The organism is Ensifer sp. 22521 (genome assembly GCF_052044795.1).
Classification (GTDB): Bacteria; Pseudomonadota; Alphaproteobacteria; order Rhizobiales; family Rhizobiaceae; genus Ensifer.
This window is the reverse complement of the sequence record NZ_JBQENM010000031.1, coordinates 7,893-27,475: the sequence shown is the minus strand read 5'-3', so window position 1 is coordinate 27,475 and position 19,583 is coordinate 7,893. Positions and strand designations below refer to the sequence as shown.

The 19,583-nt window shown below is 63.0% G+C and carries 19 protein-coding genes (1 of these 19 only partly in view); 9 read left to right on the top strand and 10 right to left on the bottom strand.

Annotation, left to right across the window (positions count from 1 at the left end):
• Nucleotides 1–16: 16 nt before the first annotated feature.
• Genes ACTJKE_RS31130 through phnG form a run of 3 tightly spaced genes read right to left on the bottom strand, consistent with a single transcriptional unit; the run spans nt 17 to nt 2,205 of the window.
• Nucleotides 17–1,126 carry a carbon-phosphorus lyase complex subunit PhnI gene (locus tag ACTJKE_RS31130; protein WP_113513068.1) on the bottom strand — a complete coding sequence of 370 codons (1,110 nt, stop codon included), beginning with the start codon at nt 1,124–1,126 and terminating at the stop codon, nt 17–19.
• A gap of 3 nt (nt 1,127–1,129) precedes the next feature.
• Entirely contained in the window at nt 1,130–1,738 is a 609-nt protein-coding gene (gene phnH / locus ACTJKE_RS31125; protein WP_440639190.1) for a phosphonate C-P lyase system protein PhnH, read from the bottom strand.
• The gene (phnG, locus tag ACTJKE_RS31120) at nt 1,738–2,205 is read right to left on the bottom strand and encodes a phosphonate C-P lyase system protein PhnG (protein WP_113513064.1); all 468 of its coding nucleotides are present in this window, start codon (nt 2,203–2,205) and stop codon (nt 1,738–1,740) included. Before phnG ends, phnH begins: the two co-directional genes overlap by 1 nt.
• Before the next feature lie 84 nt (nt 2,206–2,289).
• On the opposite strand from phnG, the gene phnF reads away from it, so the two are divergent.
• From phnF to ACTJKE_RS31105, 3 genes are all read left to right on the top strand, one after another.
• Nucleotides 2,290–3,027 (top strand): phosphonate metabolism transcriptional regulator PhnF, encoded by a 738-nt coding sequence (gene phnF / locus ACTJKE_RS31115; protein WP_440693436.1) that lies wholly within the window; start codon nt 2,290–2,292, stop codon nt 3,025–3,027.
• A 160-nt stretch (nt 3,028–3,187) separates the two neighbouring features.
• The gene (locus ACTJKE_RS31110) at nt 3,188–4,582 is read left to right on the top strand and encodes a selenium-binding family protein (protein ID WP_058328373.1); all 1,395 of its coding nucleotides are present in this window, start codon (nt 3,188–3,190) and stop codon (nt 4,580–4,582) included.
• Nucleotides 4,583–4,615: 33 nt separating this feature from the next.
• Complete coding sequence (locus ACTJKE_RS31105) at nt 4,616–5,242, top strand: hypothetical protein (RefSeq protein ID WP_058328374.1); 627 nt, start codon at nt 4,616–4,618, stop codon at nt 5,240–5,242.
• A gap of 28 nt (nt 5,243–5,270) precedes the next feature.
• Here ACTJKE_RS31105 and ACTJKE_RS31100 read toward each other — a convergent pair whose 3' ends face one another.
• Together ACTJKE_RS31100 and ACTJKE_RS31095 are read right to left on the bottom strand one after the other, a co-directional pair.
• On the bottom strand, nt 5,271–5,960 hold the full coding sequence (locus ACTJKE_RS31100) for a glutathione S-transferase family protein (RefSeq protein ID WP_057251645.1): 690 nt from the start codon (nt 5,958–5,960) through the stop codon (nt 5,271–5,273).
• A 93-nt stretch (nt 5,961–6,053) separates the two neighbouring features.
• Entirely contained in the window at nt 6,054–6,644 is a 591-nt protein-coding gene (locus tag ACTJKE_RS31095) for a VOC family protein (RefSeq protein WP_058328375.1), read from the bottom strand.
• Between the two features lie 259 nt (nt 6,645–6,903).
• On the opposite strand from ACTJKE_RS31095, the gene ACTJKE_RS31090 reads away from it, so the two are divergent.
• The 4 genes from ACTJKE_RS31090 (at nt 6,904) to ACTJKE_RS31075 (ending at nt 9,204) form a co-directional block, all read left to right on the top strand.
• Nucleotides 6,904–7,356 (top strand): hypothetical protein, encoded by a 453-nt coding sequence (locus tag ACTJKE_RS31090; RefSeq protein ID WP_162764692.1) that lies wholly within the window; start codon nt 6,904–6,906, stop codon nt 7,354–7,356.
• 118 nt (nt 7,357–7,474) lie between these two features.
• The gene (locus ACTJKE_RS31085) at nt 7,475–8,074 is read left to right on the top strand and encodes a hypothetical protein (protein WP_058328377.1); all 600 of its coding nucleotides are present in this window, start codon (nt 7,475–7,477) and stop codon (nt 8,072–8,074) included.
• A complete protein-coding gene (locus ACTJKE_RS31080; protein ID WP_057251641.1) occupies nt 8,074–8,664 on the top strand; it encodes a hypothetical protein in 591 nt (196 codons plus the stop codon). The genes ACTJKE_RS31085 and ACTJKE_RS31080 overlap by 1 nt, the downstream gene beginning before the upstream one ends.
• Nucleotides 8,665–8,676: 12 nt before the next feature.
• Nucleotides 8,677–9,204 (top strand): hypothetical protein, encoded by a 528-nt coding sequence (locus ACTJKE_RS31075; RefSeq protein WP_057251640.1) that lies wholly within the window; start codon nt 8,677–8,679, stop codon nt 9,202–9,204.
• Here ACTJKE_RS31075 and ACTJKE_RS31070 read toward each other — a convergent pair.
• From ACTJKE_RS31070 to ACTJKE_RS31050, 5 genes are all read right to left on the bottom strand, one after another.
• Nucleotides 9,197–10,519 carry a hypothetical protein gene (locus ACTJKE_RS31070; protein WP_244495649.1) on the bottom strand — a complete coding sequence of 441 codons (1,323 nt, stop codon included), beginning with the start codon at nt 10,517–10,519 and terminating at the stop codon, nt 9,197–9,199. The two genes, ACTJKE_RS31075 and ACTJKE_RS31070, sit on opposite strands and share 8 nt — an antisense overlap.
• 20 nt (nt 10,520–10,539) lie before the next feature.
• Nucleotides 10,540–12,678, bottom strand: a complete 2,139-nt coding sequence (gene scpA / locus ACTJKE_RS31065; protein WP_113513060.1) for a methylmalonyl-CoA mutase — start codon at nt 12,676–12,678, stop codon at nt 10,540–10,542.
• Nucleotides 12,679–12,852: 174 nt separating this feature from the next.
• Nucleotides 12,853–14,856, bottom strand: a complete 2,004-nt coding sequence (locus tag ACTJKE_RS31060; RefSeq protein WP_113513058.1) for an acetyl-CoA carboxylase biotin carboxylase subunit — start codon at nt 14,854–14,856, stop codon at nt 12,853–12,855.
• A 32-nt stretch (nt 14,857–14,888) separates the two neighbouring features.
• The gene (locus tag ACTJKE_RS31055) at nt 14,889–15,179 is read right to left on the bottom strand and encodes a hypothetical protein (protein ID WP_245296179.1); all 291 of its coding nucleotides are present in this window, start codon (nt 15,177–15,179) and stop codon (nt 14,889–14,891) included.
• 11 nt (nt 15,180–15,190) lie between these two features.
• A complete protein-coding gene (locus tag ACTJKE_RS31050; RefSeq protein WP_058323265.1) occupies nt 15,191–16,723 on the bottom strand; it encodes an acyl-CoA carboxylase subunit beta in 1,533 nt (510 codons plus the stop codon).
• 141 nt (nt 16,724–16,864) lie between these two features.
• Between ACTJKE_RS31050 and ACTJKE_RS31045 the strand changes: the two genes are divergently transcribed.
• Together ACTJKE_RS31045 and ACTJKE_RS31040 are read left to right on the top strand one after the other, a co-directional pair.
• Nucleotides 16,865–18,283 carry a helix-turn-helix domain-containing protein gene (locus ACTJKE_RS31045; protein ID WP_058328379.1) on the top strand — a complete coding sequence of 473 codons (1,419 nt, stop codon included), beginning with the start codon at nt 16,865–16,867 and terminating at the stop codon, nt 18,281–18,283.
• A gap of 218 nt (nt 18,284–18,501) precedes the next feature.
• Nucleotides 18,502–19,583: the 5' portion of an isobutyryl-CoA dehydrogenase gene (locus ACTJKE_RS31040; protein ID WP_058328381.1), read on the top strand. It continues 61 nt past the right edge of the window; the window shows 1,082 of its 1,143 coding nt (coding positions 1–1,082); it begins with the start codon at nt 18,502–18,504; its stop codon lies off the right edge, out of view.

Below are 19,583 nucleotides of genomic sequence, written 5' to 3'. Positions count from 1 at the left end.
CATGCGGTTTGCCCGATCATTCGGCCGCCTCCCGTTGTTCCTTCGCCGTGTCGTCGGCGTTGGCCGCCTCGTAGCCGCGGCGCATGCGCCGGACGAGGTCCAGTTCGGCCTGGAAGTCGACATAGTGCGGTAGCTTCAGGTGCTCGACGAAGCCGGTCGCCTGAACGTTGTCGGCGTGCGAGATGACGAATTCCTGATCCTGGGCCGGCGCGACGATATCCTCGCTGAACTCGTCCGTGCGCAGCGCCCGGTCGACCAGCGACATCGACATCGCCTTGCGTTCACTCTGACCGAAAACGAGGCCGTACCCGCGGGTGAACTGCGGCGGCTGCTTGGCCGAGCCCATGAACTGGTTGACCATCTGGCATTCGGTGACGCGGATCGCGCCGAGCGAGACGGCAAAGCCGAGCTCGGGCAGATCGAGCTCGACCTCCACTTCGCCGATGCGCACTTCGCCGACGAACGGATGGGTACGGCCGTAACCGCGCTGGGTCGAATAGGCGAGCGCCAGGAGGAATCCTTCGTCGCCGCGGGCGAGCGCCTGCAGGCGGAGGTCCCGGGCCATCGGAAATTCCATCGGCTCGCGCGTAAGGTCGCCCATGACATGGCCCTCGGGCATCTGGCCGTCGCCCTCGATCAGGCCCTCGCCGTCGAGAATGTCGGAGACGCGCATCACATCTTCGCCGGGTTCCTTGACCGCCGGTTCGGCGACGCTCTCGTCGGCGATCAGCGACGGGTCGAGCAGGCGGTGGGTATAGTCGAATGTCGGGCCGAGCAATTGTCCGCCGGGCAGATCCTTGTAGGTCGCCGATACGCGGCGTTCGACCTTCATGTTGGCGGTGTCGACCGGTTCCGAGTAACCGAAGCGTGGCAGCGTCGTGCGGTAGGCGCGCAGGATGAAGATCGCTTCGATCAAGTCGCCCCGCGCCTGGCGGACGGCGAGCGCTGCGAGCGCGCGATCATAGAGCGAGGCTTCCGCCATCACCCGATCGACGGCGAGGCCGAGCTGCTCGACCACCTGTTCGATGGTGATCGACGGCAGGTTGCGGTCGCCGCGACGGCGATCGGCGAGAAGGCGGTGGGCATTGGCAATGGCGGCTTCCCCGCCCTTGACGGCTACGTACATGGATTACGCCTCCTTCTGCGAAAGACGGGTTGAGCGCGGCAGGCAGAGCAGGTCTTCTCCAGCCGTCAGCACGAGATCGACGCCGCGCGGGAAGATTGCGCGGTTGGCGGTCCAGAATTCGAGGAAGACGTCGGGCAGGCCCTTCACGGCAAAGTCCGTCTCGTCCTTGATGCCGGGACCCTTGGCGGTCAGCAACGGGCCGCCGGTCAGCGCCTCGACTTCGATGACGAGCGTCGTCGATCGATCCGGGTATTCCTGGGTGCCGAGCGAGAACTGGTCGAAACCTGGGAAGGTGGCGCCTTTTTCGACGAAGGCGAATCGGGCTTCGGTCTTGCTGGTGGTCACCGAGGCGCCCGTATGGAAAGCGACCCATTGCGGAACGGCCGATTTTCCGAGCGCCGGCGTCAGCCAGAGAGGCGTGTCATGGTCACAAAGCGTCAATGCCACGGCGCCGGCCGCGGCGCCGAGCGGCGCGGGCGGCGTGCTCTTGGCCGAAAGCTGCTTGATCGCGCCTGGGCGGGCAAAACCGTCGATCAGGTTGCGGAAGACGGATTGGGCGGCAAAGACCGGATCGGCGAAGGCGCCGGCGTAAATCTGCGATTGGCTGGCCATCAGTCGTCTCCCCGGACCATGGTGAAAAAGTCGACGCGGGTAGCCGCGGTCTCTTCGGCCTTGCGGCGCTCCTCCTGTGCAAGCCGCTCGGCGACGCGTCGAAGCAGGGACTCGACATCCGCCTTGTCACCGTCGCGCTGGGAGAGCGCGTCGAAGATCGCTGCAAGCCGCGCGCGCTGTCGGTCCGTGCCGAGCAGCTGCCCGTGGCCGATCTCGCCGGTCGAAAGCCGGATGGTGGCGCGCGAGACCGTCGCCTCGCCGAGATTGAAGGGATCGCCGCCGCCGCCGATGCGGCCACGCACCATGACGAGACCGGTTTCCGGGCCGCGGACCGGATGGACCTCTGGCTTGTCGCCGAGCCCTTCCCAGACCGTCGTCAGCTCCTCGAGGGTTGCCTGGGCGAGCAACCGCATGGCCTCCTTGCGTGCCGGATCCGGCGGGCTTTCCTGTTTCAGCTTCGCATCCATCATTTTCACCTCAAATGTCTATTGATCTAGACAACTGTACATCTTATACTTTTCCATAACGTCCGCAAATGACAGGCTTGTGACATGGCAATGCGAAAAGTGGTGGAGCGCCAGACCGGCGTCGCTCTCTGGCGGCAGATCGCCGACCGGATCCGACTGGCAATCAGCAATGGCGACTACGATGCGGCCGGCATGGTGCCGCCTGAGACGGTGCTTGCGGGCGAATTCGGCGTCAACCGGCATACGGTCAGAAGCGCGCTTGCGGCTCTTGCCGAAGAGGGACTGGTGCGCGCGGTCCAGGGACGCGGCACGATGATCGAGCGCAAGGAAAGGGTGAGCTACCCGATCTCGAAGCGCACGCGGTTCTCGCAAGGGCTCGGTCGCCAAGTGAAGGAGATCGGCGCGAGGCTGCTCGGCCACGCCGAATTGCCGGCAAGCGGCGAGATCGCAAAGGCACTCGGCATTGCGCCGGGCGATACGGTGATCGAGCTCAAGACTGTCAGCAGCGGCGATGGCCGACCGCTGTCGGTATCCTCGAGCTATTATCCTGCGCATCGTTTTCCGCGCATGGCCGAAGAATTCGAACGGTTGCATTCCGTCACCAAGGCCTTCGCCGCCCACGGCTTGGATGACTATGTGCGCGCCTCGACCGAGATCGTCGCCCGGCATGCCGACGCGGAGGAGCTTTCGATGCTGAAGCTCTCGCCGGGCGCGATCGTGCTTGAGGCGCAATCGCTGAATGCCGATCTCGACGGCTCTCCAGTGGAGTATTCCCGCACCCGATTTGCCGCTGACCGAATGAAACTGCGGATTGAGACATAGAACGCCGCCGGCTGCCCACGGCGACAGGATCCGCACCCGGCCTCAAGCACTCCATCGGGGAAATGTGGCGGATAGGCCGCATTTCCGACGCGTTTTTGCCGCATGACCGGAACCTGCATCAGGAACCGCGCATTTAGAATTCTCGTAGGGGAGAATGGCAATGGCGACGTGGCGACCCGATCCTTCCTTCTATCCATCACCGCGCATGGCGGCCAAGGCTCCCAAGGAAACGCTCGCCTATGTGGCGGCGTTCGATCCCGAGCGGAAGCGGCCGGATGCGATTGCGGTCGTCGACGTCGATCCGGCGTCGCCAAGCTATTCGCAGATCGTCGGCCAGGTCGACATGCCGAACGTCGGCGACGAGCTGCATCATTTCGGCTGGAATGCCTGCTCTTCCTGTCTTTGCCCCAATGCGCCGCATCCGCATGTCGAGCGCCGCTATCTGGTAGTGCCGGGGTTGAGGTCCTCCCGTCTGCACATCATCGACACCAAGCCGGACCCGCGCAATCCGAAGATCGTGCGGGTGATCGAGCCTTCGGAAATTGCCGAGAAGGCAAATTATTCGCGGCTGCACACCACCCATTGCGGTCCCGAAGGCATCTACATCAACGCGCTCGCGGATCGTGACGGCAAGGCGCCCGGCGGCATCTTCCTGCTGGACCACCAGAGTTTCGATGTGCTCGGCCAATGGGAAATGGATCGTGGGCCGCAGAAGCTTGCCTATGATTTCTGGTGGCATCTCGGCCATGACACGATGATCACCAGCGAATGGGGCACGCCGGATACGTTCGAAAACGGGCTGGTTCCCGAGGTGCTGCTCGGTTCGAAATATGGCCGCCGGCTGCACTTCTGGGACCTACACAAGCGCAAGCACCTGCAGGAGATCGATTTCGGCGAGGAGCACCAGCTCGTCTTCGAGCTGCGGCCTGCGCATGATCCGACCAAGGCCTATGGCTTCGTCGGCTGCGTCATCAGCCTCAAGGACCTCTCGGCGTCGATCTGGACCTGGTATCGCGACGGCGACCGATGGGCGGTGAAGAAGGTGATCGAGATACCGGCGGAGCCGGCCGATCCGGATTTGCTGCCCCCCGTGCTCAAGGGCTTCAGCGCTGTCGCGCCGCTCGTCACCGATATCGACCTGTCGATGGACGACCGGTTCCTCTACGTTTCCTGCTGGGGCACCGGCGACATGATCCAGTACGACGTTTCTGACCCCTTTGCGCCGAAGGAGACGGGCCGTGTGCGGATCGGCGGCATCGTTTCGCGTGCATCCCATCCGAAGGCCAAGAACGGAGCGCTGAATGGCGGGCCGCAGATGGTGGAGATCAGCCGGGACGGCAAGCGGGTCTATTTCACCAATTCGCTCTATGGTGCCATCGATCCGCAGTTCTACCCCGAAGGTATCGACGGGTGGATGGTCAAACTGGACGTCGCCGACGGTGGCGGCATCACCTTCGACGAAAACTTCTTCGTCGACTGGCCGAAGGGCCATCGCCCGCATCAGGTCCGTCTCGAAGGCGGTGACTGCTCGTCCGACTCCTATTGCTACCCGTAGGGAGGGGACGATCGTGCAGTCCTGTCGGGGCGAATGACGACGTTCTGGCCGTGGCTTTCGATTGCCGCCCTCGGCGCCTTTCACGGCATCAATCCGGCGATGGGCTGGCTCTTTGCCGTGGCGCTCGGACTTCACCGCCAGGACCGTCGGATCGTGTGGTTGTCACTTGCTCCGATTGCTGCCGGTCATGCCGTCTCCGCCGCGCTGACGCTGGCAGTGGTCGTCACATTCGGCGCGGCGCTGGAGCCGCACAGTTTCAGGCTTGTCGCGGCGCTGCTCATACTCAGCGTCGCCGCCTACGGCGCGCTTTACGGACACCGCCATCGGGTGAGAGTTGGCATGCGCGCCAGCATGGCCGGCCTTGGCCTCTGGTCCTTCCTGATGGCGACGAGCCACGGGGCGGGCCTGATGCTGGTGCCGGCGGTCCTCAGCCTCTGCGTGGCGGATAGTCCCGGGGATCTCGCAATCGCAGGTTCGCTTCCCGTCGCGCTCGCCGCCGTTGCGGTTCATGGTGCAGCAATGCTGGCCGTCGTCGCCGCGGTCGCGCTCGCCGTCTTCGAATGGCTCGGCCTTGCGGCACTCCGCTCGGCGTGGATCAACTTCGATCGCCTCTGGACGCTGGCGCTGGGTGCAACCGGTATCGTGCTTCTCGTTCAATGAGCCTGCTACGTGGCAGCCGGCGGAGCGTCTACCTTTGGGCCTTCACGTAACTGATGTAGCCGCGCACATCGGTCGCCGGTTCGGTGTAGGCATTGCCGAGCGTCTTTTCCATGTTGGCGACGTAGGTCTTCGCCCAGTCCGGCAGCGAGTAGTCGATTGCCGCCAGGAATTCGAGGGTCGCCGCAAGCCTGATGTCAGCGATCGAGGGGGTGGAACCACCGATGAAGGGTTTGTCGCCGATATAGAACGCCCGAAAGACGTCGAGCGGCTCGGCAAGCGCTTCGACTGCTGCGCGGCGCGCCTTCTCCTTGGTCTCCGCATCCGCATCGCTGCAACCAACTTCGCCCGGATAGAGCGGGAAGTTCAGTGCCGGATAGGTGGCCCGGGCGAGATAGGGGTAGAAGGTGCCGATCAGATAGAACATCGCGCTATCGATCATGGCGCGGGCCTCGGGGTCCCTCGGATAGAATTCGTCGAGCCCGTGCTTGTTGCAGAGATACTGCATGATCGCGCAACTCTCCCATAGGGCTCCCTTAGGCAGGTCCGCAGTCTCCACCATCGGTGTCAGATGCGACGGTGCCTTCGCCAGGTATTCGGCCGTCCGGGTCTGGCCGTAGACATCCTGTTCGCTGAAGTCGAGCTTGGCTGCCCTCAGGAAGACGCGCGCCGTCATGTTGTTGACGCTGGGCTTGATCACGTTGAGCTTGATTGCAGGCATGTCACTCCTCCCTTTGCTCGCGATCCCGCAGTTCCGGCTCGCTCGCCGGCGCGGTCGCGTGCGTTGAACGACAGGCGTGGACCACGACGCGCTTTATCGCGGCCGATAAGGATCCTTCGGCTCCCGGTCGGACGACAGCGTTGGCCGTGCGCGCTCGATCAGTGTCTCGATCGCATCGGCCAGGTGCACCTCGGCGATATTGTAGTCGCCGCGTGCGACCCTGACCTTATGTGCTTCCATCAGCACCTCGGCGTGGCTGTGGCCCGGTGGTGGCTCGAAGCGATAGGAGGCAAGCTCGACCAGCAGCCCAAGCGGGTCCTCGAAATAGATCGAGTCCATGAAACCGCGGTCCTTGACGCCGCTGTGCCGGACACTTCGTTCGTCGAGCCGCTCCACCGCCTGGGTGAAGGTCGCGCGCGAAACGGCAAAGGCGATGTGGTGCACACAGCCGATGTCCGTCGGGGTTCGCTCGGGATCGGGCTTGCGGTTCTCGTCGGTGAAGATGGTGATCAGGCGGCCATCGCCCGGGTCGAAATAGAGATGGCTTTCGCTCGCCCGGTCGAGATTCGGCTGCTCGAAAATGAAGGGCATGCCGAGAAGCCCCTCCCAGAAATCGATCGACGTCTGTCGGTCGGCGCCGACGAGCGTGATGTGATGAACCCCTTGCGACTGCAGTTTTCGCATCGAAGGCCTCCCAGGTGAAGCGGAGGACACAGGACGAAACGGGATCTGGTTTCACCCTTTTCCGCTCCACTCGATTGTCGTCCGTCGCGGCAAGAAGGCAAGCGCCAATGCGGGGGCAAGCTGCCCGCAAAGCGGTCGGAAAGCATCCGACATCTCAACTATTTTCTTCTGGGTTGCTGTGTGTGTATTGTGCAATCAGTGAATGTGTCGGCAACGCTCCAAACGGCCTGATGGCTGGGAACAATCAGGGAGTTGAAGTGTGAAATTTCTCCGGGGAGTCGGTGTTGTCTGCCTGTTGTCTTTTTCGCTTGCAGGCGCGGCGCGGGCGGACGGCTCTGCCTTTGCGGGGCAATGGCGGCAACTGACTTCGACGGCCGGGCGTTGCGATCAGTGCTACATCGGCATCGTAAGACATGGCGACCTGCTGACGGTCACGAGCAACAACGGCTGGCAAGCCGTCATGAACATCGAGAACTTTTTGGACCTCGAGCTTGCCGCAGGGACCGGGCAGTGGAAATCCACAGTCGCTGGCGCCTATGGCGGCAAGCATTTCGGTATTCAGTTCGTTCGGCGTGGCCCTGAATTGCAGATGTTCATGGTGGTTTCGCAGGCAACAGGCAGGCCATTGTCCATTCGCGCGACCTTCGAAAGAGGGCTGCCTGCTACGAACTGGCGTCATCAGCCGGCGCCGATCGAGATGCAACGGATCTAGGTACTGATGTCCTGACGCGGGCCGACAAAGACGCTTGCCCCGATACGCGTGTTTTGATTTTCCGTGCGAACCTCCCTATCTTCCGGTTGCAACATCCGAAGGGGCGGACGGAGGACAAATGCCGGTCGTGCAACGATCGAAAATCAGGCAGCGTCTTTTGATCATGCTGGTCACCGGTATCGGCGGAATGGCTGCGGCTGCGGTCTCCTTTGCGACCGCAGTCTATGATGCGGCGAATCCGGTGCCTGCCGTCACCGCAGCCAAGGGTGAGGCGATCGATACCGGCCGGTGGCGGGTGACGATCAACGACGCCACCATGGCTTCCGTGCCGCCGACCGGAACCAAGCCGTTCGAGCCGAAGCGATTCCTGATGGTGGATATCGAACTCGACAACCGATCGGTTACCACCAGCAATGCCTTTATGAACCTGATCGCGATCAAGGACGAGCGAGTCATCGCATCGCCGGAGCCGGTCTATTATCTCGCCAGGGACAAATGGATCGCGAGTGCCATCAACCCAAACATGCCGGAAAAGCTCATCGCGGTCTGGGAATGGCCGGCGGATCGCCCGGAGCCGGAGAAGGTTTCTCTGTCCATCGGCAAACAGATCTACAAGCCGCGTGACAACCTCTACGGCGCGCCCAACTGGTTCGATGATGGCGAGGCCGCGGTGGTCGAATTGGCAGTCACGCAAGATACGGGATCGTCGGAGCAATGATGTCGGCTCTTCGCGCGCTGCTGCTCTCAGTGTCTGCAATCGCAGCGCTGTACGCGATGCGAAGCAGCACGCCTGGCTACGGCGATATCACGGCACCGATTGCCGTTCGTGGTGCAGTCGGCGAGCGGGTCGAGAGCCGGGACTTCGCCTTCGGCGCGGCCAATGTGCACCTGGCACGCCAGGTCAGGGTCGAGAGCTTCGGGCGGATCAAGGAATACTCGACATCCGGCATCTGGCTCATCATCGAAGGCGCGGCCGTCGCGAAAACCGAAACGATGACGCTGACCTCGGCGGAGTGGCTGGCAGGCAACGGTTTGCGCTACGAGCTCAGCCAGCGGTTCTCGACCGTGCCCGGCTATCTGCCGACGGAAAGGCTCGAACCAGGCCTGCCGAGGCCGGTACTTCTTGCCTTCGAACTTCCCGAAGCGGCCGTTGACAAAGGCACGCTGCTCGTCGCCCGCAGCCTGGTGATGCCGCTTGCTGAGGAGCTTTGGATTACGCTCGGCGACAAGCAGCCGACCGATATCAAGCCGTCCGTCACCATTGCGCGCGGCAGCAGCGGCACGCCCTGGACGTTGGCGGCGCGCTGAGGAGACACCGTTATGAGCGAGAAGCGCACGTTCTGGATCTGCCTGCTGGCGCTGGTCGTCGCACTGCCGCTCGCCTTCGTCGTCCGTGCGTGGGAGAGCCTGCGAGAGGGGCATTGGCTTGCCACCCAAAAGGCCGAGATCGTCGTCGAGGATGGAGCGGGGCAGGCCTTTGCCGGTGGACAGTGGAAGCTTCTGGACATGAGGCGGCTGCCGCGCACCAATGACGCGCGCGTCATTCTCGCCGAATTCGAGGCGTCGCCGACCGATCCGGCCGTTCTGTCGCAAGGAGCCTGCCGCGTCCGGCTGATCGACAGCGAGGGGCGCCGTTTTGAGCCCGTCACCCTGACCGAGCCGATCGTCCGGGAGATGTATCCGGAGGTGGCCGAACGCCCGCGCTGCGGTGTGCTCGCCTTTACCGACGCCAAGACTGGCGCCACGGTCCGTATGGCCGAGAGCTTCATCGTTCCCGCGGAGGCGCGGGATCTTTCACTCAGGATTGAGTTTCCGGGCGCAAGCGATGAAACGCTGATCTTCAAGTAGACGCGTAGCTGATTTCGCTCTTCTCAGCCTGGCCGGAAACCGCATGTTCGAGCATCGCCGCCAACAAGGTGATGCGCACGGCGTCGAGCACGATGCCGCCGTCGAGATCGCTAGGGCTGCCGATGAAAAGGCTGAGTGCATCGAAGACAAGCTGCCAACTCGCGAGGTCGCCCATGCCGAGGGTTCGCGTCGCCGCATACCAGATCCAGGCACCAAGCCAGGCGATGGCGCGGTAGGCAATGATGAAGGCAAATAGCGTCGCAAGCCCTGAACCGAGCGTCAGCTTCAGGCAGGTCCATATCGGAGCGTAGCGGGAGCGGTAGTCGCTGACGAAGTGGTCGAGGAAATCGGCAATCCACTTGCGAAAGGTTCTGGCCCGCCGCGGCCGCGGCGAGGATGGCCTGGCGCGCGATTCCGGGCTCGAAAGCTCGTAACCATTGATGATCGCCGCCATGACCAGCCAGATGATCGGTAGAAGCGCATAGAAGAACAGACCCTCCGCCTCAGTGTTCCAATCGGGTCTTCTCAGTTCCACCGGCACGAAGGTCTCGGCGGCATGCGCTACGGCGGTGAAGGTGAAACCGTTCATGCTGAGAAGCCTGCCGGCGCCGAGCCAGGTGATGACCTGGTCTTTCCAGACCGACAGGCCATAAAGCCCGATGAAGATCCAGCTCGCGTCCGCCGCGACGACCAGCAGTCGCCAGAAGGGTGTTTCGCTGCGCTTGCTCATGCGCTTTGCGCCCCACCGCACCAGCCAGCACAACGCGATCGAAATAAAGACGCCGCGCGATTTCAGGATATCGAAGAAGTCACCCTTCTCGCCGAAGGCGACGGCGTCGAGTGCCAAACGCGAATATTCCCGCACCGCCTCGCCGAGGAAACCCCAGGCGGCGTAATAGGCGAAGAACGGCAGGATGGCGGCTGAGGTGACGGCGAGCAGCCTGCGATCGGTTTTCGGCACCGTGGTCTCGACATGCGTGGCCACCGGTTGTTGGCGGAGCGCTTCGAGTGCCGGCAAACCGGGGCGAAGCGCCATGAACATCAAGACGATAACGACGAGCTTCGCCAGCACGACAAAGGAGAGCGTCACCATGCCACCGAGCGGATGCTGCAGCCCGATCCAGACTGCCGCACGCATCAGGAGATCATGCACGATGTAGCCGCAGGTCCCGATCAAGAGGAGCTGCGGCCAGAAGCGAGCGATGAGGCGCCCCATCAGGACAAAGGGTCCGAACACTTCGGCGATCGACGTCATGGCCACAACATAGTTGCGCCAATCGGCGACGACAACCGCACGGGGCAGGTGAAGAGCCAAACACCCTCCGCCTTGCCGTGTCAGATATTGCGGCGTTTGCCTTCGATCAGGTCGAGCACGGCGCGTGCGGCGTCGAGCACATTGGTGCCCGGACCGAAGACGGCCGACACGCCGTTGTCCATCAGGTAGTCATAGTCCTGACGCGGAATGACGCCGCCGCAGATGACGATGACATCCTCGCCGCCGCGCTTCTTCAGGGCTTCTGCAAGCTGCGGCATCAACGTCTTGTGGCCGGCGGCAAGCGAGGAGACGCCGATGACATTGACCTTACTGGCCAGCGCCATGTCGGCGGCCTCTTCCGGGGTCTGGAAAAGAGGGCCGGCAAGCACGTCGAAACCGATATCGCCGAAGGCCGAGGCGATGACTTTGGCGCCGCGGTCGTGGCCGTCCTGGCCGAGCTTTGCGACCATTATTTTTGGTTTGCGGCCGAGCTTTGCTGAGACCTCGTCGAGGCGCCCCGAGAGCACCTCGAGCTCCGGCTCACCTTCATAGGCCTTGCCGTAGATCTTGCTGACGACCTTGGGCGTCGCGGCGTGGTCGCCGAAGGCGCCACGCATCGCATCGGAAATTTCGCCGACGGTGGCGCGGGCACGCGCCGCCTCGACGGCGGCGGCCAGCAGGTTGCCTTCGCCTGTCAATGCGATCTCAGCAAGCGCCGTAAGGGTCTTCTTGACCTCGACGCTGTCGCGCCGACGCTTGGTTTCCTCGATCCGGCGGATCTGCGCGGCGCGCACGGCGCTGTTGTCGATCTCCAGAATGTCGATCGGCTCCTCGTTGTCGAGGCGGTACTTGTTGACCCCAACGATGATCTCCTCGCCCTTGTCGACGGCGGCCTGGCGACGGGTCGCCGCCTCTTCGATCAATCGCTTCGGCAGCCCGGCATTGACGGCACGGGTCATGCCGCCCATCGCCTCGACCTCCTCGATCAGTAGCCAGGCTTTGTCTGCGAGCTCGTTGGTCAGGCTTTCGACATAGTAGGACCCGGCGAGCGGATCGACGACCTTGGTCACGCCGGTCTCGTGCTGCAGGATCAGTTGCGTGTTGCGGGCGATGCGGGCGGAAAACTCCGTCGGCAGCGCGATCGCCTCGTCGAACGAATTGGTGTGCAGCGACTGGGTGCCACCGAGAGCGGCGGACATCGCCTCGAAGGCCGTGCGGATGATGTTGTTATAGGGATCCTGTTCCTGCAGCGAGACGCCCGAAGTCTGACAATGGGTGCGCAGCATCAGCGACGACGGCTTCTTCGGCTCGAACTCCTTCATGATCCGGGTCCAGAGCAGGCGCGCAGCGCGAAGCTTCGCTGCTTCCATGAAGAAGTTCATGCCGATCGCGAAGAAGAACGAAAGCCGCCCGGCGAACTCGTCGACATTGAGCCCCTTGGCGAGCGCCGCCCGCACATATTCGCGCCCGTCGGCGAGCGTGAAGGCAAGCTCCTGCACCAGCGTCGCGCCGGCCTCCTGCATGTGATAGCCGGAGATCGAGATCGAGTTGAATTTCGGCATCTCCCTGGCCGTGTACTCGATGATATCGGCGACGATGCGCATCGAGGGTTCCGGCGGGTAGATATAGGTGTTGCGGACCATGAACTCCTTGAGGATGTCGTTCTGGATAGTGCCTGAAAGCTTGTCGCGCGAAACACCCTGCTCCTCGCCAGCGACGATGAAGGAGGCGAGGATCGGGATGACGGCGCCATTCATGGTCATCGACACCGACATCTCGTCGAGCGGGATGCCGTCGAACAGGATCTTCATGTCCTCAACCGAGTCGATCGCCACACCGGCCTTGCCGACGTCGCCCTCGACGCGCGGGTGGTCGCTGTCATAGCCGCGATGGGTTGCGAGGTCGAAGGCGACCGAGAGTCCCTTCTGTCCGGCAGCCAGGTTCTTCCGGTAGAAGGCGTTGGAGGCCTCCGCCGTCGAGAAGCCGGCATATTGCCGGATCGTCCAGGGACGGCCGGCATACATGGTGGCGCGCGGGCCGCGCACGAAAGGCTCGAAACCGGGCAACGACGTGAGATAATCGATGCCGTCGAGATCTCCCGCCGTGTAGAGGGGCTTCACGGCGATTCCTTCGGGCGTCTGCCAGGTGAGGCTTTCGGGCGCCGCTTTGAGTTCTCTCTCGGCGAGCGCTTCCCAGTCCTTGATGTTTTTCTCGGTCATCGACGTGCTCCGCATTCTGCTTGTCTCAATCAGCCCCTCATCCCTGCCGGGACCTTCTCCCAGTCACAACGGGAGAAGGGGGCCGTCGCACTCTCGGCGCTTAACTTCCCTCTCCCCGCCTGCGGGGAGAGGGTCAGGGTGAGGGGCAAAGCCTGGATGGCTTTGCGGCTTTCACTATTCGAATTCCATGATCAGCTCGTCGACGGCGAGGCTGGCGCCGGCGGCGACCGCCACGCGCTTCACCACGGCCCGTTTCTCGGCGCGCAGGATGTTCTCCATCTTCATCGCCTCGACGACCGCGAGCGCCTGTCCTGCTTCGACCGTGTCGCCGGCTTTTACCGTGACCGAGGTGATCACCCCGGGCATCGGGCAAAGCAGCATGCGCGACGTGTCCGGCGGCAGCTTCTTCGGCATCAGCCGTGCCAGTTCCGCAACCCGCGGGCTTCTGACATGGGCAACGACATCAATGCCGCGCCAGCGAAGCCGGAGGGCGGTGCCGGCCAGATCGACTTTGACGCTCAAGGGCTCATTGTCGATGTTGAACGTGGCGAGCGTACGACCGGGCGTCCAGTCGCCGGCGATGGTGACCGTCGAGCCATCGGCGAAGCTCACATAGGAGCCGTCAGCGGACGAACCGGCAGTCACCGCAATATCGTGATCGCCGAGACCGACCACCCAATCATGGCCGATGATGCGGCGATGATTGCCGATCGTGCCGGAAATCTGGCTGGCCCGTTCCTGCAAGATCTGATTGACCGAGACCGCGACGGCGGCGAGCTTGCGAAGCGACCGCTCATCGGCCGCAACGCCGTGAAAACCGTCGACAAATTCCTCGGCGATATAGGCAGTCGTCAACCGGCCGTCGCGGAAGCGCTGCTGTTGCATGACCGCGGCCAGGAACGGCAGGTTATGGCCAATGCCTTCCACTTCGAACTGATCGAGCGCGTCGGCCATAGCCTCGACCGCCGTCTGCCGGTCCGGTGCCCAGGTGCAGAGTTTGGCGATCATCGGGTCGTAGAACATCGAGATCTCGCCGCCCTCGAAGACGCCGGTGTCGTTGCGCGTCACCGTGCCGTTGTCGCGCGTGCCCTCGACCGGCGGACGGTAGCGCGTCAGCCGGCCGATCGACGGCAGGAAGTTGCGATAGGGATCTTCCGCATAAAGCCGGCTTTCAATCGCCCAGCCATTGAGCTTTACATCGTCCTGGCCGAAGGCGAGCTTTTCGCCGCTAGCAACTCGGATCATCTGCTCGACGAGGTCGAGCCCGGTGATGAGTTCGGTCACTGGATGCTCCACCTGCAGGCGGGTGTTCATCTCGAGGAAGTAGAAGTTGCGCTTGGCATCGACGATGAATTCGACGGTGCCGGCCGAGTGGTAGCCGACGGCCTTGGCAAGTGCGACCGCCTGTTCGCCCATGGCCTTGCGGGTCTCGGGGTCGAGGAAAGGCGAGGGTGCCTCCTCGATGACCTTCTGATTGCGGCGCTGGATCGAGCATTCGCGCTCGCCGAGATAGAGCGTGTTGCCGTGCTTGTCGCCAAGCACCTGGATCTCGATGTGACGCGGCTCCGTCACGAATTTTTCGATGAAGATGCGATCGTCGCCGAAGGCGTTCTTTGCCTCGTTCTTTGAGGACTGGAAGCCTTCACGCGCCTCCTGGTCGTTCCAGGCGATGCGCATGCCCTTGCCGCCGCCGCCGGCAGACGCCTTGATCATCACCGGATAGCCGATCGACGCGGCGATCCGGACCGCTTCGTCTGCATCGTCGATCAGGCCCATATGGCCCGGAACCGTCGAGACGCCGGCCTCGGCCGCGAGCTTCTTGGAGGTGATCTTGTCGCCCATCGCCTGGATCGCCCCGACCGGCGGGCCGATGAAGGCCACGCCTTCTTTTGCGAGCGCTTGGGCAAAGGCGGCGTTTTCCGAGAGGAAACCATAGCCCGGATGAACGGCATCGGCGCCGGTCTTGCGGATCGCGTCGATGATCTTGTCGATGACGATATAGGACTGGGCTGACGGCGAGGGGCCAATATGCACCGCCTCGTCCGCCATGCGCACATGCATGGCCTCGCGGTCGGCGTCGGAGTAGACCGCGACGGTGGCGATGCCGAGCTTCTTTGCGGTCTTGATGACGCGGCAGGCGATTTCACCACGGTTGGCGATGAGGATTTTCTTGAACATTTGTTTCTCTTTCAAATCCTTGGGGCGGCGCGTCAGCGTTTGAACTTGCGGCGATAGGGAAGAAGCGCGATCGACGATGCCGCGGCGGCCCCACCGAAAAGCAATGCGAAGGGCACGACAACCATGAGGGTGGCGAGAACCGGGCTCGTCGAACGGACGATGTGGGTGCCGACGGCGCCGATATTGAGCCAGATCAGCACGCCAGCCGTGAGCGCGCCAATCGCCACGCCGATCAGCGCATTGACGGCCATATAGCGCAGCATCGACCAGTGGTCGCGCCTGGCTTCTTCCGGCGTCATGATGCGCTCTGGCTCCCGTTCCATCGTCGCCTCCATCAGAGTGGGATCGTGTCGTGCTTGCGCCAGCGGACATCGACCTGCTTGTTGCGCAGAGACGCAAAAGCACGCGCGATGCGTCGGCGCGACGAATGTGGCATGATCACCTCGTCGATGAAGCCACGTTCTGCCGCCACGAACGGGTTGGCGAAGCGCTCCTCGTACTCCTTCGTGCGCGCGGCGATCTTCTCGACGTCGCCGAGTTCCGAGCGGTAGAGGATTTCGGTGGCGCCCTTGGCACCCATGACGGCGATCTCGGCGGTCGGCCAGGCATAATTGACGTCGGCGCCGATATGTTTCGAGGCCATGACGTCATAGGCGCCGCCATAGGCTTTGCGGGTAATCAGCGTCACCATCGGCACGGTCGCCTGGCTATAGGCAAAGAGCAGCTTGGCGCCATGCTTGATGACGCCGCCATATTCCTGCGCGGTGCCGGGCAGGAAGCCGGGCACGTCGACCAGCGTCAGGATCGGGATCGAGAAGGCATCGCAGAAGCGCACGAACCGGGCGGCCTTGCGCGAACTGTCGATGTCGAGGCAGCCGGCAAGCACCATCGGCTGATTGGCGACGACGCCGACCGTCTGGCCTTCCATGCGGATGAAGCCGGTGATGATGTTCCTGGCGAAGTTCTGCTGCAATTCGAAGAAGTCGCCTTCATCCGCAAGCGCCAGGATCAGTTCCTTCATGTCGTAGGGTTTGGCGGCGCTGTCTGGGATCAGGCTGTCAAGGCGCATTTCGAGCCGCGACGGGTCGTCGTGGAAGGGACGGACCGGCGGCTTTTCGCGGTTGTTGAGCGGCAGGAAATCGAAAAGCAGGCGGGTCGCTTCCAGTGCCTCGATGTCGTTTTCATACGCACCGTCGGCGACCGAAGACTTTGACGTATGCGTGCGCGCGCCGCCGAGCTCTTCCGCAGTGACGATCTCGTTCGTCACTGTCTTCACGACATCCGGCCCGGTCACGAACATGTAGGATGAATCGCGAACCATGAAGATGAAGTCGGTCATGGCCGGCGAATAGACCGCGCCGCCGGCGCAGGGACCCATGATGACCGAGATCTGCGGAATGACGCCGGAGGCTTCGGCATTGCGGCGGAAGACCTCGGCGTAACCGGCAAGCGAGGCCACGCCTTCCTGGATGCGGGCGCCGCCACTGTCGTTGAGGCCGATGACTGGTGCCCCGTTGCGTACCGCCATATCCATGATCTTGCAGATCTTCTGCGCGTGGGTTTCCGACAGGGAGCCGCCGAGAACGGTGAAGTCCTGAGAAAAGACATAGACCTGCCGGCCGTTGATCGTGCCCCAACCGGTGACGACGCCATCGCCCGCGACCTTTTGGCTCTCCATGCCGAAATCGACGCAGCGATGCGTGACGTACATGTCGTATTCTTCGAACGAGCCTTCATCGAGCAGCACCTCGATGCGTTCGCGCGCCGTCAGCTTGCCCTTGCCGTGCTGGGCGTCGATCCGTCGTTGGCCGCCGCCGGCTCTTGCTTCTGCCCGGCGGGCTTCGACCTGTTCTAGTATGGCGCGCATGGTGCCCTCCCGATTTTTCAATGATTGTGCAGAGGCGCTTCGAGCTTCGCAATAGCGTCGAAGGCCGGATGGAAAAACGCCTCTTCATGTGCAAATGTGAAATGGAGAAATTTGTGAAACGTAAATTGCAAAGTTGCAAACATGGCGATTGGCAAGCTCTATATCGGCCGCAAGGTCAGGGAACTGCGGGAGGCGAACAAGGCGACGCAAGGCCAATTTGCAGAACGCATCGGCATCTCGACCAGCTACCTCAACCAGATCGAGAACAACCAGCGGCCGGTCTCAGCCGCGGTGCTTTTGGCGCTCGCCGAAAAATTCCAGATCGATATCGCCGAGCTTTCGACCGGGGAGGGCGATCGTCTGCTTTCGGCGCTGTCGGAAGCGCTCAGCGATCCGTTGTTTGAAACCTATTCGGCCAGTTTGCAGGAGCTGAAGCTGGTCGCGCAGAATGCCCCGGGGCTGGCGCATGCGCTGATCTCCTGCCATCAGGCCTATCGCCGCAACAGCGAGCAGCTCGCAAGCATTGACGACACCATCGGCCGCGGGGCTTCATTCGTCGAAACGACCCCTTACGAAGAGGTGCGCGACTTCTTCCATTTCGTCGACAACTACATTCACGAGATCGACATGCTTGCCGAGCGGCTGGCGGGCGAGCTCGGGCTCGGCGAAGGCGACAATCATGCGGCGCTGGCAAGCTATCTGGAACAGCGTCACGGCGTTCGGGTCGTGCGCGGAGCGGCAGGCGACGAGGCGATCCGCCGCTTCGATCCGCGCGCCCGCATCCTGACCCTCAATCCCTATGCGCCCGCAGCAACGCGCGACTTCCAGATCGCCCTGCAGATCGCCCAGCTTCATGCCCGCGAGGAGATCGATCGGGTGGCCGGTAGTGCCGGCTTCCGCACCGAAGAGGCCTATGAGATCTGTCGCATCGGCCTGCAGAACTATTTTGCCGGCGCGCTGATCCTGCCCTACCAGGCCTTCTCGAAGGCCGCTCGCGACTTGAGGCACGACATCGAATTGCTCGCTGCCCGCTTCGGCGCGTCTTTGGAGCAGGTCTGCCACCGCCTCTCGACCCTGCAGCGGCCGGGGCAGAAAGGCATTCCGATCTTCTTTGCCCGCATCGACCGGGCGGGCAACATCACCAAGCGCCACAGTGCCGCAAAGCTGCAATTCGCCCGCTTTGGTGCTGCCTGTCCGCTCTGGAACGTGCACCAGGCCTTCGAGACGCCGGGCCGGATCATCCGGCAACTGGCCGAAACGCCTGACGGCGTGCGCTACCTCTGTCTCGCCACCCAGATCACCAAGGGCGGCGGCGGTTTCCGCGCGGCGCAGCCGCGCTACGCGCTGGCGCTTGGCTGCGAGGTCTCCTATGCCGATGCCTTCGTCTACGCTGACGACATGGACCTTGGCAACCGCGCCGCCTTCGATCCGATCGGCATTTCCTGCCGCATCTGCGAACGCACGAAATGCGCCAGCCGTGCGGTGCCGCCATTGAAACGCCGCCTGATCGTGGACCATGACTTACGCGGCGCTCTGCCGTATCGTCTAAGCGAGAGCTGATTGGGACGGTCTGTTCATTTTTGAACAGACCCTGTGAGAAGTTGCATCTGGGCCTGGACGAAGTTTGGTGTAACTAGGCCTCCATCGCCTACAGCGCCGCGCGTCTTGTAAAACGCGTAAAGGTCGCTGTGGCACGTTTGGTCGCTGCAGATTTTTGCCTTTAATCGGTTGCGATTGAAGGAAACCTGCAGAGGTATGCGGTCAGGGAGGACATGCATATGGATTTTCGCCTGTCGGAGGAGCAGGAGGCCATTCGTCAGATGGCGCTCGATTTCGCCCGCGACGAGATCGCCCCTCACGCGATCGACTGGGATCAGCAGAAGCATTTTCCGGTCGACACGCTGCGCGGTGCCGCAGCGCTCGGCATGGCCGGCATCTATGTCCGCGACGATGTCGGCGGCACGGGACTGACGCGGCTCGATGCTGCGATCATCATCGAGGCGCTTGCGACCGGCTGCCCGGCCGTCGCCTCCTTCGTCTCGATCCACAACATGTGCGCCGGCATGATTGACCGCTACGGCACGGACGAGCAGCGCCAGCGGCTGCTGCCGAGGCTGCTGACCATGGAGGTGCTGGCGAGTTACTGCCTGACCGAGCCAGGCTCGGGCTCGGATGCAGCGGCGCTGAAGACCAAGGCGGTGAGAGACGGCAACGATTATGTCCTGACCGGCCAGAAGCAGTTCATCTCGGGCGCTGGCGAGTCCGGCCTTTACGTGATCATGGCGCGAACCGGCGAGGACGGCCCAAAGGGCATCTCCACCTTCGTGGTCGAGAAGGACGCACCTGGCCTCACATTCGGTGCCAATGAGAAAAAGATGGGCTGGCACGTCCAGCCCACCCGCGCCGTTATGCTCGATGGTGTCCGCGTGCCGGCGGAAAACCGCCTCGGCGCGGAAGGCGACGGTTTCAAGATCGCCATGGGCGGGCTCGATGGCGGGCGATTGAACATTGCCGCCGCGTCTCTCGGCGGCGCCCAGTCCGCCTTCGAAAAGGCGCTGGCCTATGTCCAGGAGCGCCGCGCCTTCGGCAAGGCGATCGGCGAGTTCCAGGCGCTGCAGTTCCGTCTCGCCGACATGGCGACCGACCTCGAAATCGCCCGCACCTTCCTCTGGCGCGCGGCATCTGCGCTTGATGCCGGCGACCCCGAAGCGACAAAACTCTGCGCCATGGCCAAGCGCTTCGTCACCGACCGCTGCTTTGCCGTCGCCAACGACGCGCTGCAGCTTCACGGCGGTTACGGCTATCTCGCAGACTATGGTGTCGAGAAGATTGTCAGGGACCTCCGGGTGCACCAGATCCT

Bases quoted from the DNA above. Each gene is read 5' to 3' on its own strand.
- ACTJKE_RS31110 (WP_058328373.1), top strand. From the start codon at position 3,188: ATGGCGACGTGGCGACCCGATCCTTCCTTCTATCCATCACCGCGCATG.
- ACTJKE_RS31095 (WP_058328375.1), bottom strand. From the start codon at position 6,644: ATGCGAAAACTGCAGTCGCAAGGGGTTCATCACATCACGCTCGTCGGC.
- ACTJKE_RS31045 (WP_058328379.1), top strand. From the start codon at position 16,865: ATGGCGATTGGCAAGCTCTATATCGGCCGCAAGGTCAGGGAACTGCGG.
- ACTJKE_RS31085 (WP_058328377.1), top strand. From the start codon at position 7,475: ATGCCGGTCGTGCAACGATCGAAAATCAGGCAGCGTCTTTTGATCATG.
- scpA (WP_113513060.1), bottom strand. From the start codon at position 12,678: ATGACCGAGAAAAACATCAAGGACTGGGAAGCGCTCGCCGAGAGAGAA.
- ACTJKE_RS31055 (WP_245296179.1), bottom strand. From the start codon at position 15,179: ATGGAACGGGAGCCAGAGCGCATCATGACGCCGGAAGAAGCCAGGCGC.
- ACTJKE_RS31075 (WP_057251640.1), top strand. From the start codon at position 8,677: ATGAGCGAGAAGCGCACGTTCTGGATCTGCCTGCTGGCGCTGGTCGTC.
- phnH (WP_440639190.1), bottom strand. From the start codon at position 1,738: ATGGCCAGCCAATCGCAGATTTACGCCGGCGCCTTCGCCGATCCGGTC.
- ACTJKE_RS31130 (WP_113513068.1), bottom strand. From the start codon at position 1,126: ATGTACGTAGCCGTCAAGGGCGGGGAAGCCGCCATTGCCAATGCCCAC.
- phnG (WP_113513064.1), bottom strand. From the start codon at position 2,205: ATGGATGCGAAGCTGAAACAGGAAAGCCCGCCGGATCCGGCACGCAAG.
- ACTJKE_RS31060 (WP_113513058.1), bottom strand. From the start codon at position 14,856: ATGTTCAAGAAAATCCTCATCGCCAACCGTGGTGAAATCGCCTGCCGC.
- ACTJKE_RS31080 (WP_057251641.1), top strand. From the start codon at position 8,074: ATGTCGGCTCTTCGCGCGCTGCTGCTCTCAGTGTCTGCAATCGCAGCG.
- ACTJKE_RS31105 (WP_058328374.1), top strand. From the start codon at position 4,616: ATGACGACGTTCTGGCCGTGGCTTTCGATTGCCGCCCTCGGCGCCTTT.
- ACTJKE_RS31050 (WP_058323265.1), bottom strand. From the start codon at position 16,723: ATGCGCGCCATACTAGAACAGGTCGAAGCCCGCCGGGCAGAAGCAAGA.
- phnF (WP_440693436.1), top strand. From the start codon at position 2,290: ATGGCAATGCGAAAAGTGGTGGAGCGCCAGACCGGCGTCGCTCTCTGG.
- ACTJKE_RS31100 (WP_057251645.1), bottom strand. From the start codon at position 5,960: ATGCCTGCAATCAAGCTCAACGTGATCAAGCCCAGCGTCAACAACATG.